The organism is Bartonella eidoli, from assembly GCF_036576145.1.
Taxonomy (GTDB): Bacteria; Pseudomonadota; Alphaproteobacteria; order Rhizobiales; family Rhizobiaceae; genus Bartonella.
In genome coordinates, this window is record NZ_JBAFWX010000004.1 from 1 (window position 1) to 17,612 (window position 17,612).

17 protein-coding genes are annotated in these 17,612 nt (G+C 35.9%); 14 read left to right on the top strand and 3 right to left on the bottom strand.

The features are described from left to right. Positions 1-390: 390 nt before the first annotated feature. The 14 genes from V5N68_RS03620 to V5N68_RS03685 all read left to right on the top strand — a co-directional run bounded on the left by V5N68_RS03620 (position 391) and on the right by V5N68_RS03685 (position 13,400). Positions 391-987, top strand: a complete 597-nt coding sequence (locus tag V5N68_RS03620) for an invasion associated locus B family protein (RefSeq protein ID WP_332065826.1) — start codon at positions 391-393, stop codon at positions 985-987. A gap of 1,538 nt (positions 988-2,525) precedes the next feature. Then, on the top strand, positions 2,526-3,251 hold the full coding sequence (locus V5N68_RS03625) for an RlmE family RNA methyltransferase (RefSeq protein ID WP_332065827.1): 726 nt from the start codon (positions 2,526-2,528) through the stop codon (positions 3,249-3,251). 160 nt (positions 3,252-3,411) lie between these two features. Then, entirely contained in the window at positions 3,412-4,425 is a 1,014-nt protein-coding gene (gene obgE, locus V5N68_RS03630) for a GTPase ObgE (protein WP_332065828.1), read from the top strand. A gap of 11 nt (positions 4,426-4,436) precedes the next feature. After that, on the top strand, positions 4,437-5,576 hold the full coding sequence (gene proB, locus V5N68_RS03635) for a glutamate 5-kinase (protein ID WP_332065829.1): 1,140 nt from the start codon (positions 4,437-4,439) through the stop codon (positions 5,574-5,576). A 39-nt stretch (positions 5,577-5,615) separates the two neighbouring features. After that, positions 5,616-6,872, top strand: a complete 1,257-nt coding sequence (locus tag V5N68_RS03640; RefSeq protein ID WP_332065830.1) for a glutamate-5-semialdehyde dehydrogenase — start codon at positions 5,616-5,618, stop codon at positions 6,870-6,872. 35 nt (positions 6,873-6,907) lie between these two features. Further along, complete coding sequence (locus V5N68_RS03645; RefSeq protein ID WP_332065831.1) at positions 6,908-7,501, top strand: nicotinate-nucleotide adenylyltransferase; 594 nt, start codon at positions 6,908-6,910, stop codon at positions 7,499-7,501. A gap of 62 nt (positions 7,502-7,563) precedes the next feature. After that, the gene (gene rsfS, locus V5N68_RS03650) at positions 7,564-8,007 is read left to right on the top strand and encodes a ribosome silencing factor (protein ID WP_332065832.1); all 444 of its coding nucleotides are present in this window, start codon (positions 7,564-7,566) and stop codon (positions 8,005-8,007) included. Between the two features lies 1 nt (position 8,008). Then, a complete protein-coding gene (gene rlmH, locus V5N68_RS03655) occupies positions 8,009-8,491 on the top strand; it encodes a 23S rRNA (pseudouridine(1915)-N(3))-methyltransferase RlmH (RefSeq protein WP_332065833.1) in 483 nt (160 codons plus the stop codon). Between the two features lie 156 nt (positions 8,492-8,647). Next, positions 8,648-9,868 carry a murein hydrolase activator EnvC family protein gene (locus tag V5N68_RS03660; RefSeq protein WP_332065834.1) on the top strand — a complete coding sequence of 407 codons (1,221 nt, stop codon included), beginning with the start codon at positions 8,648-8,650 and terminating at the stop codon, positions 9,866-9,868. Continuing rightward, entirely contained in the window at positions 9,858-11,168 is a 1,311-nt protein-coding gene (locus V5N68_RS03665; protein ID WP_332065835.1) for a S41 family peptidase, read from the top strand. The genes V5N68_RS03660 and V5N68_RS03665 overlap by 11 nt, the downstream gene beginning before the upstream one ends. A 40-nt stretch (positions 11,169-11,208) precedes the next feature. Next, positions 11,209-11,730: an RNA pyrophosphohydrolase gene (locus tag V5N68_RS03670; RefSeq protein WP_332065836.1), complete on the top strand. Its 522-nt coding sequence runs from the start codon at positions 11,209-11,211 to the stop codon at positions 11,728-11,730. A gap of 108 nt (positions 11,731-11,838) precedes the next feature. Next, on the top strand, positions 11,839-12,405 hold the full coding sequence (locus V5N68_RS03675; protein WP_332065837.1) for an invasion associated locus B family protein: 567 nt from the start codon (positions 11,839-11,841) through the stop codon (positions 12,403-12,405). Positions 12,406-12,753: 348 nt separating this feature from the next. Then, complete coding sequence (locus tag V5N68_RS03680) at positions 12,754-13,047, top strand: YggT family protein (RefSeq protein ID WP_332065838.1); 294 nt, start codon at positions 12,754-12,756, stop codon at positions 13,045-13,047. 23 nt (positions 13,048-13,070) lie between these two features. Then, positions 13,071-13,400: a DUF167 domain-containing protein gene (locus V5N68_RS03685; RefSeq protein ID WP_332065839.1), complete on the top strand. Its 330-nt coding sequence runs from the start codon at positions 13,071-13,073 to the stop codon at positions 13,398-13,400. On the opposite strand, the gene ppa is transcribed toward V5N68_RS03685, so the two are convergent. The 3 genes from ppa to mgtE all read right to left on the bottom strand — a co-directional run bounded on the left by ppa (position 13,401) and on the right by mgtE (position 17,483). Further along, positions 13,401-13,931: an inorganic diphosphatase gene (gene ppa, locus V5N68_RS03690; RefSeq protein ID WP_332065840.1), complete on the bottom strand. Its 531-nt coding sequence runs from the start codon at positions 13,929-13,931 to the stop codon at positions 13,401-13,403. It abuts the gene before it with no gap. Between the two features lie 63 nt (positions 13,932-13,994). After that, positions 13,995-15,821 (bottom strand): translational GTPase TypA, encoded by a 1,827-nt coding sequence (gene typA, locus V5N68_RS03695; RefSeq protein ID WP_332065841.1) that lies wholly within the window; start codon positions 15,819-15,821, stop codon positions 13,995-13,997. Positions 15,822-16,106: 285 nt separating this feature from the next. Continuing rightward, positions 16,107-17,483: a magnesium transporter gene (mgtE, locus tag V5N68_RS03700; RefSeq protein ID WP_332065842.1), complete on the bottom strand. Its 1,377-nt coding sequence runs from the start codon at positions 17,481-17,483 to the stop codon at positions 16,107-16,109. Positions 17,484-17,612 lie beyond the last annotated feature (129 nt).

The following is a 17,612-nucleotide window of genomic DNA, read 5'->3' on the forward strand; positions in this document are numbered from 1 at the left end:
TAGTATGGTTGATGAATATTTATATGTAGAGAGAAATAAATTTCTCTAGAAATAATTAATTATAAATTAAATAATAATACTTAGATATAGATAAAATAAATATAAATATTTTTTATGGTATAAAAATTATATATAAAATAATTATATATGTAATATTTAATTTTAATAATGTATTTACATCTTATATAGAATTAATGTTGAAATAAAAATTTGCACTATATTTAGTAATAATATGAATTTAATTAAATAGTATCATTAATAATGATGGTTTTTTTATTAAATTAAATATAAGGATACTTATAAGTTATGATTAGTTTTGGTTGATTATACCAAAAGGTAGAAAATAGAGAGTTAAAATTCTATGGGAGCGGGAACTATCTTGAAACTAAAATGGCGATAAAAAGAGTTATTAAAGCTATAAAAAAAAGAAATTTTTTGGCAAAGGCTTTGTTTATCTTTATTCTTTTTTACATGAATGAAGGTTTTGCTAATGAAAAAAACAGTACTTATACGGTACACCCGCCACGATTATCTATTCCTAAAGGACCTCCTGGTGAGACACGTCGAATTATTATGCAATTTTATAATTGGACTTTAATTTGTGATGAAAAAGAATCACTTCACCAAGGCATATGTAATGTAACACAAACTGTTCATGATAAAGAGGATAATACTATTTTTAGTTGGTCTCTTGTTTCTACAAAAAGTGGTCAAGCTGTGATGCTTTTTCGAACACTACCAAAAGCTGATAAAAATGTTCCTATTAAAATATTTATGGATGGTATTAAAAAGCCTATCCTTATTCATTATACACAGTGTAATCAAAATATCTGCTTAGCACAACTTCCTGTAGGACCAGTTTTGAGTAAGCAAATAGAACAGAATAAAAATGTATGCATTTCTTATAAGGTTAAAGAGGGAAAAACATTTTCTTTTGTTGCACCATTTAAGGGGCTTAGTGCAGCACTTTATTCTTTACAAAGATAACATATAAACTTTAAAAACTATTATCTATCCCTGTATAAACAGGTTATCTTACTTCGATAAGATACTTTTATATTAGTTGTAAAATAATAATTTTAGATATTTTCTAAATATATTTCATTAGTGCTCGTAGTAGGTTTTTAGAGGGGTTGTCCCATCATAAAACAATTATTAGCACAAATGGCTAGTTTATAATGCTGGCTTTATAAATGAAATGCGCTACTGTTGTTGATAATTTCAACAATCAAGTTTTTGAATAAAATAGTTTAATTGATATTGGTAATTTGATACAGTATTTTGCGTTTCATTTTTTGTTTAAATGAAAAAGTGAGGGATAAGAATAAAAATTCTTTTTAATATGAAGCGCAAAATTTAGGAAAAGATATGATGCACACTATCAAAAAGTTATCATGTTTTGATTGTAATAATGCGATAAGTAATTGCTTTCATTGTTAAGAATTCTGAATATGCTCTCTATGCTCTCTATGCTCTCTATGCTCTCTATGCTCTCTATGCTCTCTATGCTCTCTATGCTCTCTATGCTCTCTATGCTCTCTATGCTCTCTATGCTCTCTATGCTCTCTATGCTCTCTATCCTTGAAACAAATAATGGTAAAAAGAGTTCTATAAAGAGGAGTAATTTTTTATTTATATTGAATATATTTTGTAGGTTTTTTATTAGAAAAGTAAATAAGTATTTTTTATTCTACGGTTTATTCAATTAAAATTTTTATATATGTGCGGTGTGTCCAGCTTTTGTTTAAAACTATTGTCCTTATTTAGCATTTTTTCAACTATATAATTGAAAGAAAGTGTGGTAGGTGATGGGAAGTCACTGCAGTTGTATGATTAAATAAAACGTCAGAGACTTGTTTTTTAAAACTAAAAAAGGCTATTTAGTGTTATTGTTTAACTACGATTAAATATTGCTGTTGTACCTATCATCTAAATAATAAATATTTTTCTCTCATTGAGAGTTAAATTGGTTGCTAAGTTAGAAGTCATTGATTGAAAAACATTTTGTTTGTAGCGAAGACTTTAATATAGTTTGTTTTTTATATAGAAGGTAGGCATAGAAATTGCTCTGTGCACTTAGTTAAATGCAGATTACAGTGTAAATTTTATTCTTTTAAAATCCTGTGGAGAAGTCATTATAGCTTAAATGATTTTAAAAAGACTAAAAGCGATGCGCCGGGAATAAAAGTAATTTTCTAAGACATCATGAATTGGAAAATAAAGCTTCTTTTTTATGATTTATATAAGTGATGTAGTTACTATATTTTATGCTGGAAGATTTATCATTACAGAGTGCAAAAAATACTAATCAGTTCTAGTAAGCATGTCAAAGGAACAGATTTAGTTTAAGTTAATTATACAATTGAGAAGTGTTGCTTGAGAATTTGTATATACTCAAGAAATTAGGGATTGTTGGTTGTAGAGTAAGACAAAGTTTTTTAGAGATAGTGTGTGATATCGTTGTAGAAACAAGAGGAAAGGTTTCAAGTATTGGTAGTTTCATAATGTGGAGTCAATAAATAATTATGAAAAAAAAAACAAGGTCACCAACTGGCGGATATGGTGGTGCGGGATCGCATGAATTATATCAGCGTGTGAAGAAAAAGGCAGGAACCATTAAGTCGTCGTCTCGTCGATGGTTAGAAAGACATTTGAATGATCCTTATGTTCATCAATCAAAAGCAGATGGTTATCGTTCACGTGCTGCTTATAAATTAATTGAAATCAATGAGCGCTACAAATTTCTGAAAAAGGGACAAAGAGTTATTGATTTAGGGGCAGCTCCTGGGGGTTGGTGTCAGGTAGTTGCTCCTATAGTAGGAACAAGTGATCGGAAGCCTAGTGTGGTTGGTATTGATTATTTACACGTTGATCCAATTCCTGGAGTCGTAGTGCTGGAAATGGATTTTTTGTGTGCAGAGGCGTCACAGAAATTGATCGATTCTTTGGGAGGAAAGCCAGATGTAATTCTTTCTGATATGGCTGCGCCAACAACGGGGCATCGGCAGACAGATCATTTAAGAACGATCCACTTATGTGAAGTTGCTGCTGATTTTGCTCTTTCAGTTCTTAAACCTGGAGGGCATTTTTTAGCAAAGGCTTTTCAAGGAGGTGCAGAAAATATTCTTCTTACTACATTGAAAAAGAACTTTACAACAGTTCATCATGTTAAGCCGCCTGCAAGTCGAGCAGAATCAGTTGAGCTTTATCTTTTAGCACGTGCGTTTAAGGGAAGAGCAGGACTTCAATGATAGCTTCTTCTTTTCAAAGGTTTGTATTTATGTCATAGGGCTATTTAAAAGCAATTTGGTAATATTATTGATGGCTTTCCTTTTGTAGATGATGAAAAATTGGTAAAATTGATGCATTATCTATAGAGGTAAAAGAGTTGATTCCTCAGAGAGTGTTCCCATGAAATTTTTAGATCAAGCTAAAGTCTATATTCGTTCCGGCAATGGCGGGGCAGGAGCAGTATCTTTTCGTCGTGAAAAGTTTGTTGAGTTTGGTGGACCAGATGGAGGCAATGGAGGGCGTGGTGGTGATGTTTGGGCGTTGGTTGTTGATGGGCTTAATACGCTTATTGATTATCGTTATCAGCAGCATTTTAGAGCAAAAACAGGCGAGAATGGTAAAGGACGTAATATGACGGGCGAAAAGGGTGATGATATCATTCTTAAAGTGCCGGTTGGAACACAGATTTTTGAAGAAGATAATAAAACTTTAATTTGTGATTTAACGGAAGTTGGACAACGTTACCGTCTTGCAAAGGGAGGTAATGGAGGTTTTGGAAATCTTCATTTTACAACATCTACAAATCGAGCTCCTCGTCGCAAAAATCCGGGTTTGTCTGGGGAGGATCGTACTCTTTGGTTGCGTTTAAAGTTAATTGCTGATGGAGGAGTTATTGGTTTACCAAATTCTGGGAAATCAACTTTTTTGGCATCAGTAACAGCTGCAAAACCAAAAATTGCAGATTATCCTTTTACAACTTTGTACCCTCATCTTGGGGTGGCATGCATTGATGATCGTGAGTTTGTTCTTGCTGATATCCCTGGTTTAATTGAAGGGGCTCATGAAGGTGTAGGGATTGGAGATCGTTTTTTAGGACATATAGAACGTTGCCGTGTTTTATTTCATCTCATTTCTGCTCAAGAAGAAGATGTAACAAAGGCATATCAGATTGTTCGTGATGAATTGAATGCATACGGAAATAATCTAAGTGAGAAGATTGAGATTGTTGCTTTAAGTCAGATAGATACTCTCACCAATGAAGAATGTGTAGCTAAACAAGCGGCTTTGGAGAGAGTAACTGGAAAATCTGTTATGATGTTTTCTGCGGTTAGCCGCAAAGGTTTAAAAAATGTTTTGCGCATCGGTGCACATATTATTGAAAGAGTACGTAAGGGGGAAAGCGATGGATATTAGAGTTAGGTGAGATGACAGTAGGACTGCAGAAACTTGCACATTACAAACGCATTGTTATCAAAGTTGGATCTGCACTTTTAGTCGATCCTCAAAAGGGTTTGCGAACTGAATGGCTGAATAGTTTGGTTAGTGATATTTCTCGGCTGTATCGAGACGGTGTTGAAGTTTTATTGGTGTCTTCAGGAGCTATTGCTTTAGGAAGAACATTATTACGTTTCCCTAAGGGTTCTTTAAAACTAGAGGAGAGTCAGGCATGTGCTGCTTTAGGACAAGTAGAGTTATCTAAAACATATGGTGATGCACTGGCTCAATACGGAATAAAGGTTGGTCAGGTTTTACTTACTTTATTTGATACGGAAGAGAGACGGCGTTATCTCAATGCGCGTGCTACAATGAATGCTCTTTTGCGCTTTGGAGTAGTGCCTGTTATCAATGAGAATGATACTGTTGCAACAAGCGAAATTCGCTATGGTGATAATGATCGTTTAGCGGCTCGTGTAGCAACGATGATGGGAGCAGATCTTTTAATACTTTTATCAGATATTGATGGTCTTTATACAAAATCTCCTCACCGTGATCCAACGGCTAAATTTATACCCTTCATTGCGTCAATTACAAGTGACATCGAAAAAATGGCAGATATTACTACTTCAGAGTTTTCTCGGGGAGGGATGAAGACTAAGCTTGATGCTGGAAAAATTGCTAATTCAGCTGGGACTGCTATGGTTATTACTTCAGGAAAGCGTATGAACCCTCTTTTTGCTCTCGATAGAGGGGAGCGTAACAGCTTTTTTGCAGCTAACGAAAAGCCTGTTAATGCTTGGAAAATTTGGATTTCTGGTCATTTAGGTCCATCTGGTATTTTAACAATTGATCAGGGAGCAGTTAAGGCTCTTGAATCTGGGAAATCATTATTAGCTGCAGGAGTTATGGCGGTTGAAGGGGTATTCCATCGTGGGGATACGGTTGCAATTATTGATGAAAATGGAACTGAAATTGCTCGTGGTCTTGTGAGTTATGGCAAAGATGAGGCTGTACGCATTATGGGGTGTAAAAGTGAAAAAATTGAATCTATTCTTGGGTATGAAGCACGTTCTGCTATGGTGCATCGGAATGATATGGTTTTACGCCGTCTGGTTGACTGTTCTTAAAAAAGTTATCGGAAACTTATTTATTGGAGTAGAGGTTACATGACTTTAGAAGAACAGATGAGGAATATGGGACGAAAGGCACGTCATGCAGCTTCAACGTTGTCTGTAGTTTCTTCTGAACAAAAAAATAAAGCATTAGAATTGATAGCTTTGAGTTTAGAAGATCAGTCAGATAAAATTTTACAAGCTAATCGTCAAGATTTAGAAAATGCCGAGAAAAATAATTTGAAGGCATCAATGATTGACCGGCTTAGGCTAGATGAATTGCGCTTGCGTGCAATCATAGATAGTGTCCGCCAAATTTCTTATTTGCCTGATCCTGTTGGAAAAGTAACAAGCGAATGGACTCGCCCTAATGGACTTCATATTAGCCGTGTTTGCACACCTCTTGGTGTAATTGGGATCATTTATGAAAGCCGACCAAATGTTACAATTGATGCAAGTGTTTTGTGTTTAAAAGCTGGAAATGCCGCAATTTTACGTGGTGGTTCGGATAGTTTTTATTCTGCACATGCGCTTCATTCAGCTTTAGTTATGGGACTGGAGAAGGCTGGATTTTCTAAAGATGTTATTCAAATGGTTGAAACGACAGATCGCGCCGCTGTTGGGGAAATGCTTAAGGGATTAGATGGAACAATTGATGTTATCATACCTCGTGGTGGAAAGAGTCTTGTTTCACGTATTCAGTCTGATGCACGTGTTCCCACCTTTTCTCATTTAGAGGGGTTATGCCATATTTATATTGATTGCTCGGCAGATTTGGATATGGCGCGTGATATTGTTTTGAATGCAAAACTAAGGCGGACAGGCGTGTGTGGTGCTGTTGAGACAGTTTTAATTGATCGCCAATCATTAAAAAAGTTTCTTCCTGTTTTGACTGCTTTACAGGAAAAGGGATGTGAAATTCGTGCGACAGAAGATATAGTTTTTCTTTTATCAAATGCTAAATTAGCCTCTGAAGAAGATTGGGCGTGTGAATATCTTGATGCAGTTCTTTCAGTCAAAACAGTTGATGGTATTGAAGGTGCTATTGCGCACATTAAGCGTTACTCATCTGGACACACTGAATCGATTATTGCTGAAGATATGAAGATAGTGAATACATTTTTTAATCGCTTAGATTCAGCTATTTTACTTCATAATGCGTCTACACAATTTGCTGATGGAGGTGAGTTTGGTTTTGGAGCAGAAATGGGTATAGCAACTGGGAAGATACATGCGCGTGGTCCCATTGGTGTGGAGCAATTGACGTCATTTCAATATCATATTAGAGGAAGTGGACAGGTTAGGTCTTGAAAAAAGTTGTATTTCCGCAAATATGGAAGAGTCGCATGCCGCTTGTTAAAAGATCTAATGTTGTAGGTCTTTTTGGTGGGTCTTTTAACCCACCGCATTCAGGGCATCTTATGATTGCAAAAGCCGCAATTCGGCGTTTGTATCTTGATCAGTTATGGTGGATGGTAACTCCTAGAAATCCTTTAAAGGATTGGGTTCATTTACCATCTTTAGATGAGAGAATGCAATTAAGCCTTGAGCTCGTTGATCATCCGAAGATTCGTATAACAGGTTTTGAGCAGACTATAGGGAGTACGGTGTCAGTAGATACTATTTCTTATATTCTTTCTCGTTACAGTGGTGTGCATTTTGTGTGGATTATGGGCGCAGATAGTCTTGCAACAATTCATCATTGGTATCGATGGCGTGATATTATATCCATGCTGCCTATTGCGGTTGTTGATAGACCTTCAATTGGGCTTCCAGCACTTTCTTCTCCTATGGCACATATTTACCGCTCCTTTCGTTTGGATGAAAAGGAAAGTGCACGATTACCTTTTATGAAGCCACCGGTTTGGACTTATTTACATGGGCCCTTATCTTTTCAATCTTCAACAAATCTCCGTCTTAAAGAGAATAATTTTTCTTGAATATTTTATAAGATTTTGCAAATCTCTTTTAAAGAGAAATTTCTCTTTTTTCTTTATTTAAAATGATAAGAAAGGATATTAATCTGAAAAACTCTTCACAAAAATGCTCTTATAGTACTGTCCCTTTAGCAGAAAAAAAGGTCTTTTCGGGAGATGAGATTCTTGAAATTATTCTCAAAAGTTTAGAGGCTATGAAGGCGGAAGATATCATTTCTATTGATCTCTATGGTAAGTCATCTTTAGTTGATTATGTGGTTATAGCTTCAGCGCATTCACAGCGTCATATTTCTGCTGTTTCTGAATATTTATTATCTGTTTTAAAGAATAATGGATGTTGTGGTGCAAGTGTAGAGGGACTTGCTAGAGGTGATTGGGTATTAATTGATACAGGTGATATTATTGTTCATCTTTTTCGTCCAGAAGTTCGTCTCTTTTATAATTTGGAAAAAATGTGGCTCACTCCGGATTTGGAAAATGCGCAGTCTGTTCTTTTCGGAGATTATTAATATGCAAATTTCTATTTTTGCTGTTGGCCGCATGAAAAAAGGGGCAGAACGTGAGTTGGTTCGTCATTATTTGGACCGTTTTTCTAAAATCTCTGGAGCCATCGGCTTTCATTTTAAAACATTGCAAGAAATACCAGAAAGTCGTGCTCAAACTGCATGTCAGCGTATGGAAGAAGAAGGGAAGAAACTTATTGAGTTTTTGCCTGAAAAGTGTCAATTAATTGTGTTAGATGAGCGTGGAGTATCTATTTCATCATCTGCTTTTACAAAAAAATTGATGTCTTATCGTGATGAATGTGTTCGTGATGTGATAATCGCTTTAGGAGGCGCTGATGGGCATAATGAACAGGTAAGAAGTCGTGCTGATTTTCTTTTGTCTTTTGGTTTTATGACGTGGCCGCATCAAATAGCACGTATACTGATTGTTGAACAACTTTATCGAGTCGTAACAATTGCAACTAACCATCCCTATCATCGTATTTGAACATTTTTGTACAATTTTTAGTACTTATTTATGCATTCATTAATATTGTTTTAGGCGACATCATTTAAAGCATGTCTAGTTTATACGTTTGGGCTTAATGGTTTTGCAATGAAGGCGCTTCTTCATAGAACGATGCAATATTTAAATGAGGAGTGCATGATGTTTATTGTACTCCTGCTAGGTATGGTGTTTGTTTTCTCTGTATCTCATGCAGAAGATACAGTTGGAAGTGCGGCGACGCATAAAGAGTTGGCAGAAATTCGCCAAAATATCTCTGTTTCGCGTGAACGTATTGCTTTTCTTGCTAGTCAAGTTGAGCATTTAAGAAAAGATCAATATATTTTGACTGATGAGTTAATAAAAGTTGCTAAAGCAGAGCGTATAATAGCAGACGAAATTGATGAAAAAGAAAAAAAACTTGAAAAAATGATAGAAAAACAAGAAAAAGTTTATCAAAACTTTAAAAGCCGTAGAGAAAAATTGGCAGAGATTCTTGCTCTTTTAGAACGTATTGGGTTGGAGCCGCCTCCTGCTCTTATGGTGCGGCCTGAAGATGTGTTATCTTCTATACGCAGTTCTGTTTTATTAGGGTCTATTACTTTTAAAATGAAAGAAAAAACACGGGTTTTGGCAGAGAGTTTAAAGGAATTAACTAACTTGAAAAACTCAATTGCAACAGAGTCTTCAGCTTTAAAGATTAAAATGCAAAATCAAGCAGAGAAGAGAAAGCATTTGGAACTTCTATTGGCCAAAAAAGCTGAATTACAAAAAAGATCAGAAGAAGAACTTACAGAGCAAAAGAAAAACAATATTGATCTTGCTAAAAAAGCTCATTCTTTGGAAGAATTGATTTTAGAACTTGATCGTCAGTCACAACTTAGCTCTAATGTACCGGTACAAATACAAAAAAAATTACAATTGTTAGACAAATATAGTTTTGAAAGTCGAAAAGGCTCTTTACTTTTTCCTGTTTTTGGAAAAAAAATTCGACGCATTAATAATAATTCCCATATAGCTCGCTTTGGTGAAATAGTTGAAACAGAATCGGAAGCTGTTGTTATAGCACCTTCTGATGCTTTTGTTGCTTTTGCTGGGCCATTTCGCTCTTATGGCCAGTTAATTATTCTTAATGTTGGGAGTGGTTATCATATTATTCTTATAGGGATGTCCAGGATTAATGTCGCTCAGGGACAATTTGTTCTTTCAGGTGAACCTCTTGGTATGATGGGGATGAAATTTATTGCAAACAGTGTTGCATTGGATATAGGAAAAAGTGCTCCAATGCTTTACATTGAGTTTCGAAAGCAGGGAAAATCTGTAAATCCAACCCCTTGGTGGCGAACAAAAAAATCGAGAAGGAACCAAAATGATTCGTAAAGTTATTCTTTTGGTCGCTGGGGCATTGCTCGGCGCCAGTTCAATGATTATGGTGCAGTCTGTTGCTGCAAATAATGAAAGTGATATTTATAAACAGCTGGCCATATTTGGCGATGTTTTTGAGCGGGTACGTGCGCAATACGTAACAGTTCCGGATGATAAAAAGCTGATTGAAAATGCTATCAATGGGATGCTGACATCGCTTGATCCGCATTCATCTTATATGAATGCTCAAGAAGCTAAGGATATGCGTGATTCTACTAAGGGAGAGTTTGGGGGTCTTGGTATTGAAGTGACTATGGAGAAAAATTTACTTAAAGTTGTTTCTCCGATGGATGATACACCCGCTTCAAAAGCAGGTATTTTAGCAGGCGACATCATTTCGAAAATTGATGGTGTCCAGATGAATGGGCAGACTTTGACTGAAGCTGTGAATAAGATGAGAGGAGCTGTTGGAACACCTATTACACTGACAATTCTTCGTTCTGGAGTTGATAAGCCACTTGAAATTAAGGTTATTCGTGATATCATTAAGGTGAAGGCGGTCAAATATCGCGTTGAAGGTGATATTGGGTATCTAAGACTCATTCAATTTTCAGAGCAGACTTTTGTGAATCTGCAGGCTGCAATTAAAGATATTCAGTCCAAAATTCCTCAGGATAAGTTAAAGGGGTACGTTCTTGATTTGCGGCTGAACCCTGGTGGTCTTTTAGATCAGGCGGTTAGCGTTTCTAGTGCTTTTCTTGATAAAGGTGAAATTGTATCAACTCGGGGGCGCAGAAAGAGCGATGTGATGAGATTCGATGCTAAGCCGGGTGATATTATTAATGGTAAACCTCTCATTGTTCTCATTAATGGTGGTTCTGCAAGTGCTTCTGAAATTGTTGCGGGTGCGTTGCAAGATCATCGTCGTGCTACAATTTTAGGGACACAGTCTTTTGGTAAAGGATCTGTTCAAACAATCATTCCCTTGGGGGAAAATGGGGCTTTACGTTTGACAACAGCACTTTATTACACACCAGCTGGCACTTCAATTCAAGGAACTGGTATTACACCAGATATCATCGTGGAACAGCCATTGCCTGAAAAATATAAGGGTTATGATATAAAGCTTGGTGAATCTGAGTTGAGAGGGCATATTAAAGGGAAGCGAGAAAGCAATAAAGGTTCAGGGTCAGCAGCTTTTGTTCCACAACATCCTAAGGATGATATTCAGTTAAACGAGGCTTATAAGCTTTTAAGGGGTGAAATGGCGCATGCTGCATTTCCACCAAATACCAATCAAGATATTTTAAAATAAAAAGGAGTTTGTAAAGCTTATGTTTTTGAGAGATAATTGAATGGATACAATTGTTAATTTAAAAGCTCTTCCTTATCGAAAAGGTGTCGGAATCCTTGTATTTAATCATGAAAGCAAGGTTTGGGTTGGGCGCCGTTTAGGGATAACATCTTATGCAAATACTGAAATGTCTAATTGTTGGCAGCTTCCTCAAGGAGGAATTGATGAAGATGAAGAGCCTTTAGATGCAGCACGTCGTGAACTTTATGAAGAAACAGGTATTCGATCTGTTAAGTTAATTAAGGAGGCAACGGATTGGTTCCATTATGATTTTCCACAAGAACTTGTTGGAGGCGTATTAAGCCGTAAATATCGTGGACAAATGCAAAAATGGTTTGCTTTTCAATTTACAGGGGAGCTCTCTGAAATCATGATCAATCCACCACCAGACGGAAATACAGCAGAGTTTGATCAATGGAAATGGGTTGATTTAGAAGTTTTACCTTCGATGATTATTTCTTTCAAGAAGAACGTTTATATAAAAGTCGTAAACGAATTTCGAGGTAGCCTTAAAAGTTTATAAAAGCTATATGATTATTAAAACCTATTTTTATTAAGATACTTTATCATTGTGTAATATAAGAGAATAATAAAAATAATTCTATTTTATGTAAAGAACTGGAAATGTAAAATGAAAAAGTTATTTAATTTAGTTATAATGTTTACTCTTTTGAGTATTTCTTCTACTGCATTTGCAGCTGTAGATTCAAAATCTACGGCAACGCCAAAACCAGCAGCAGCTACATTACCAAATGGTGCTTCTTCTTTAACGGAAACCTACGGTTTGTGGAGCATTAATTGTGGAATACAAGACGGAAAAAAGATTTGTTTTATGCACCGTCAGGAAGTAAACGATCAGAATCGCGTTGTGGTGGCTATGACCATTATCCTCAATTCTGATGGTAATATATCTGGCAGCTTGACGGTTCCTTTCGGTATGCTTGTTTCAAAGCCTGTTCATTTACAAGTTGATGAGGGAAAAACTGTGATGGATACCAGTATTCGTACTTGTATGCCATCAGGTTGTGCGGTGCCAGTGACTTTTGATAAAAACTTTGTAGCAGCTTTGCGTGCTGGAAAAAAATTGAAGTTGTCTATGACAATTGCTGCTCCAGATGAACCTGCTCTTAATGATTTATTTGTTCAGCTAAATGGTTTTAGTAATGCACTTAATCGTTTGACTGCGTTGCAAAAATAATTTCTACATAAAAATAGACGGCCTTTTTAGGCCGTTTTAATTTTTAGCAGCAGGCTTATATAGGTTTATAAGAGAAAGATTATTGTGTAAGGAATATTAACAATTTTAGATTGTTGATTGTTAATTCTATTTTGATTATTCATCTTTCATTTTAATATTTGTTTATGGAGAGTAGTTATTCATATGTATTTAGAGATGAAAGTTTAGGATGTTTTTATTTTCTATCTCATACTTATGAAAGACGAACAATGAATGTATCGGAGTGTAAATCATCATCCGGTAAATGGTTTTAAGAATGAGTTGTTTATATGTTATCTTCTATTCCATTAATTAAAAGAGGGATAAAAAATGGTTTACGCATTTTTGAAAGCGATAGATCTGATTTTCAATATTTATATTGATATTTTAGTTGCAAGTGTTATTTTTTCTTGGCTTTGTGCGTTTAATATTGTGAATACACGCAATCGCTTTGTTTTTTTAATAGGAGATTTTCTCTATCGTGTTACGGAACCAATTTTAGGTTATATCAGAAGATTTTTACCAAATCTTGGAGCAGTTGATATCTCACCCATTGTAGTATTTATAATCATATATTTTATTCGCATCTCTATGTGGCGCACTTATGCTTATATGTATTTATAAAACACTACGTTAGAAAAATGAAAATGTTTTATCAAGTTAATTCTAATGGTTTGATTTTATTTGTATATATAATCCCGAAAGCATCATTGAATAAAATCACAGGAATTGAATACAGGAACGACGGGAAGAAGCATTTGGTCATACGCCTTCAAGCTGTTCCTGAGGATGGAAAAGCAAATAAAGCATTAATTAAATTTTTGTCAAAGCAATGGAAAATCCCTTCTTCTTGTATTTTTCTTAAAAGCGGCACGACATCTCGCTATAAACAGCTTCATTTTTTTAAACATTTAGAAGAGCTTCAGAGCATATTACAATCTTTAGAAGAAAATTTTAACTTTGAAAAAATTAAATAGTTACATTCTTTTATTGCGGTCAATAGCTTGTTTAATTAAATCATGTGCAAAGTTTTTATCGCGCCAGCCTTCAATTTTTGCCCATTTCCCAGGTTCAAGGTCTTTGTAATGTTCAAAGAAATGTTCAATTTTCTTTAGTGTGATTTCAGGAATATCGGTATAGTCACGGATGTTAACATATTGTTTTGTTAACTTTGGAGTAGGGATAGCAATAATTTTTTCATCCTTACCGCCATCATCTTCCATAATTAGAGCACCAATTGGACAAACATTGATAACACAACCAGGAAGCAATGGACGTGTATTACAGATAAGAACATCAATTGGATCACCATCCTCAGAAAGAGTATGCGGTACAAAACCATAATTTCCAGGATAAACCATGGATGTATAAAGAAAGCGATCAACAAATAATACGCCAGATTTTTTATCCATCTCATATTTTACTGGCTGACCACCGAGAGGGACTTCGACAATAACATTGATATCTTCTGGAGGGATATTACCAATGGGTATTTCATTAATATTCATATCAAATATCCTTTTAAGAGTATATTGAAGTTTAATAGGTGAAACCTTTGATTAAGAATAAGGTTAGGTTAAAATTGGTGAGCGTGTTTTTTCAAAACGTTTTCGTTCATTCGGGTCTAGATAAAGTTTTCGTAAACGAATATTTTTAGGAGTGACTTCCACAAGTTCATCATCTTGTATCCATGATAGAGCACGCTCTAGTGTCATTTTAATTGGAGGAGTTAATTTTACAGATTCATCTTTTCCAGAAGCGCGCATATTTGTTAGCTTTTTTCCCTTTAGAACATTTACTTCTAAGTCATTATCTCGTGAATGGATACCAATAATCATACCCTGATAAACTTTAACACCAGCATCAATAATCATGGGGCCACGATCTTCAAGGTTAAAGAGAGCATAAGCAACAGACTCGCCATTATCATTGGATATCATCACACCATTAACACGACCACTGATATCTCCTTTATAAGGTTCATAGGCGTAAAAAAGGCGATTCATAATTGCTGTGCCACGTGTGTCAGTTAAAAGTTCAGATTGATAACCGATAAGCCCTCGGGTCGGTGCGTAAAAAACGAGGCGGACGCGATTACTTCCTGAAGGGCGTAGCTCAACCATTTCTCCTTTACGCTCGGACATTTTCTGGACGACAACTCCAGAATATTCTTCATCCACATCGATTACAACTTCTTCGATTGGCTCAAGAGTCGTTCCGTTTTCGTCTTTTTTCATCACAACACGTGGACGTGAAACACTAAGCTCAAATCCTTCACGGCGCATATTTTCAATAAGAACTGCAAGTTGTAATTCTCCTCGCCCTGAAACATAGAAAGAATCTTTATCTGCTGATTCTTCAATTTTAAGAGCTACATTACCCTCTGCTTCTTTTAATAAACGGTTACGAATGACACGGCTTGTAACTTTGTCTCCTTCGGTTCCAGCGAGAGGGCTATCATTAACTAGAAAGCTCATTGTAACAGTAGGAGGGTCAATTGGTTGAGCAGTAAGTGGTTGATTGACCGAAATATCGCAAAAAGTATCTGCAACGGTACCTTTTTGTAAACCAGCAATCGCTACAATGTCACCGGCAGTGCCTTCTTCAATGGATTGTCGTTCTAGTCCACGAAATGCCAAAATTTTTGAAATACGTCCAGTTTCTAAAAGTGTGCCATCTTGTCCAAGAACTTTGACACTTTGATTTGGTTTTATAGAGCCTGAATGAATACGGCCTGTAATAATTCTTCCCAAAAATGGATCTGCTTCAAGAATAGTTCCAATCATACGGAATGGCCCTTCTCCTACGATAGGAGAAGACACGTGGCGAGTTACAAGATCAAATAAAGGGCTTAATCCTTGATTTTTAGGTCCTTCAGGGGTTTCCGCCATCCACCCATCGCGGCCAGATCCATAAAGAATAGGAAAATCAAGCTGTTCATCAGTTGCATCTAAAGCAGCAAAAAGATCAAAAATTTCATTGATAACTTCATTAGCACGTGCATCAGGTCGATCAATTTTATTAACAGCAACAATAGGGCGTAACCCTACTTTTAGTGCTTTTCCAACAACAAATTTTGTTTGCGGCATTGGACCTTCAGCGGCATCAATCAGCACAATTGCTCCATCTACCATGTTCAAAATACGTTCAACTTCTCCACCAAAGTCAGCATGACCCGGTGTATCAACAATATTAATTCGGGTATCTTTCCAAACAACAGATGTCATTTTTGCTAGAATTGTGATTCCACGTTCTTTCTCGATATCATTTGAATCCATCATACGTTCACTGATGCGCTGATTATCACGGAAATTTCCTGATTGCTTGAGAAGTCCGTCTACAAGCGTCGTTTTTCCATGATCAACATGGGCAATGATGGCAATGTTGCGCAGTTGCATAAATTCTCTTCTTTTCTTTTAATGAAGCTCCATTTTAGGCAGAGCTTTTGTATCTCTTTATGTATCTACCAAAAAATCTTTTACACGTTTTTTGTAGTTTTGGAAGAGGAGTAAATGTTTTTACAAAAAATGTCTATAAAGGTTCTTAGTATTTTCTTGAATTGATAGAGTTGTACTTTCTCAAAAATTGATAATTTGAAGTGTTGATATGGATTAAGTAACACAATTTTTTCTTTTTATAAAAAATATTTCAGACTGCATAAAAATGTATTTTAGGTTAACCTTTTAAAGTAAAGTTCCAGATAAAATAAGAGAAGCCATAGAAAAATAAATTACAATACCCATGACATCTACTAAAGTTGCGACAAAGGGGGCAGAAGCACTTGCTGGATCAAATTTTAAAACTTTAAGAATAAAAGGAAGCATCGAGCCAGATAAAGAACCGAATGTGACGATTCCTACCAGGGTTGTGCCTACAGTTAGAGAAACAGCAACCCAATGTTCACCATAGTTATAGATACCTAACTGTTGCCAGATAAAAATACGCATAATTCCAATCATTCCAAGTAATATCCCAAGAGACAGTCCTGTTGGAATCTCCCTAATTATGACTTTCCACCAGTCTTTAAGTGTAAGCTCGCGTAAAGCTAATGCACGGATAATCAGCGATGTTGCTTGTGAGCCAGAATTTCCTCCTGAGCTCATAATAAGAGGAATAAATAGTGTGAGGATAATAGCTTTTTCAAGTTCTGTTTCAAAGTATTGCATGGCACTGGCTGTTAGCATTTCACCGACAAAAAGTAAGGCAAGCCATCCACCACGTTTTTTCATCATTTCAAAAAAATTGATTTGCATATATGGTTTACTGAGAGCTTCCATCCCACCAAACTTATAGGCATCTTCACTCATTTCATCGACCATAGTATCAAGGACATCGTCTACAGTTACAATGCCAATGACATGATTGCTTTCATCAACAACTGGAACAGAGAGCAGATCATGACGTTGAAAAAGACGAGCAATATCTTCATGATCAGTGAAAGGCGATATTGTAATAGGGGTATCACGTGTAGGGACATTAAGAATTTTCTCATCAGATGGAGCAAGAATGAGGTTACGAAGTGAAACAGCCTTGAGAAGAGTGCCCATTTGGGGATCAATAACATAGCTTGTGTAAACTGTTTCGCGTGTTCGTTCTACAGCACGAATGTAATTTAGAGTTTTTTTTACAGTCCAGTTTGCTGGAACTGCTATAAACTCAGTCGTCATTAATGCGCCTGCTGTGTGGTCAGGATAACTAGTGAGCTTTTTTAGTTCAGATCGAGTTAAAGGTTTGAGTAAAGCAAAAAGCCGTGTTCGAGTTTCTTTATTCATCTCTTGAAAGACATCTGCAGCAGCATCTGCAGACATACCATCAAGAATTTCAACAGAGCGATTTACAGGCAAAAGTTCAAGAATAGCTGCAGGTTGTTCGAGCTCTGGTTTATCAAAAAGTTCAATAGTATAATCAAGAGGTAGAAGACTAAGAACAGTTACGCGTTCCATAATATCGAGATCATTAATAATATCAATTGAATCGGCATAATGCCGTTTTTTTAACTCTTCAGAGAGAGCCTCAGGAGAAAAATTTTTGCAATCGAAGGCTGTTTTGATTTCAGTCATGATAAAGCACCTTCCGAAGGGTTTGAGAATTATAAATTCAGATATATGGATAAGATGAATAAAAACTATGGAAGGTTAAAAGTCCCTCCCACCTATGTTTCAAGTTAATATTTAAATAAAGTCAAGGAT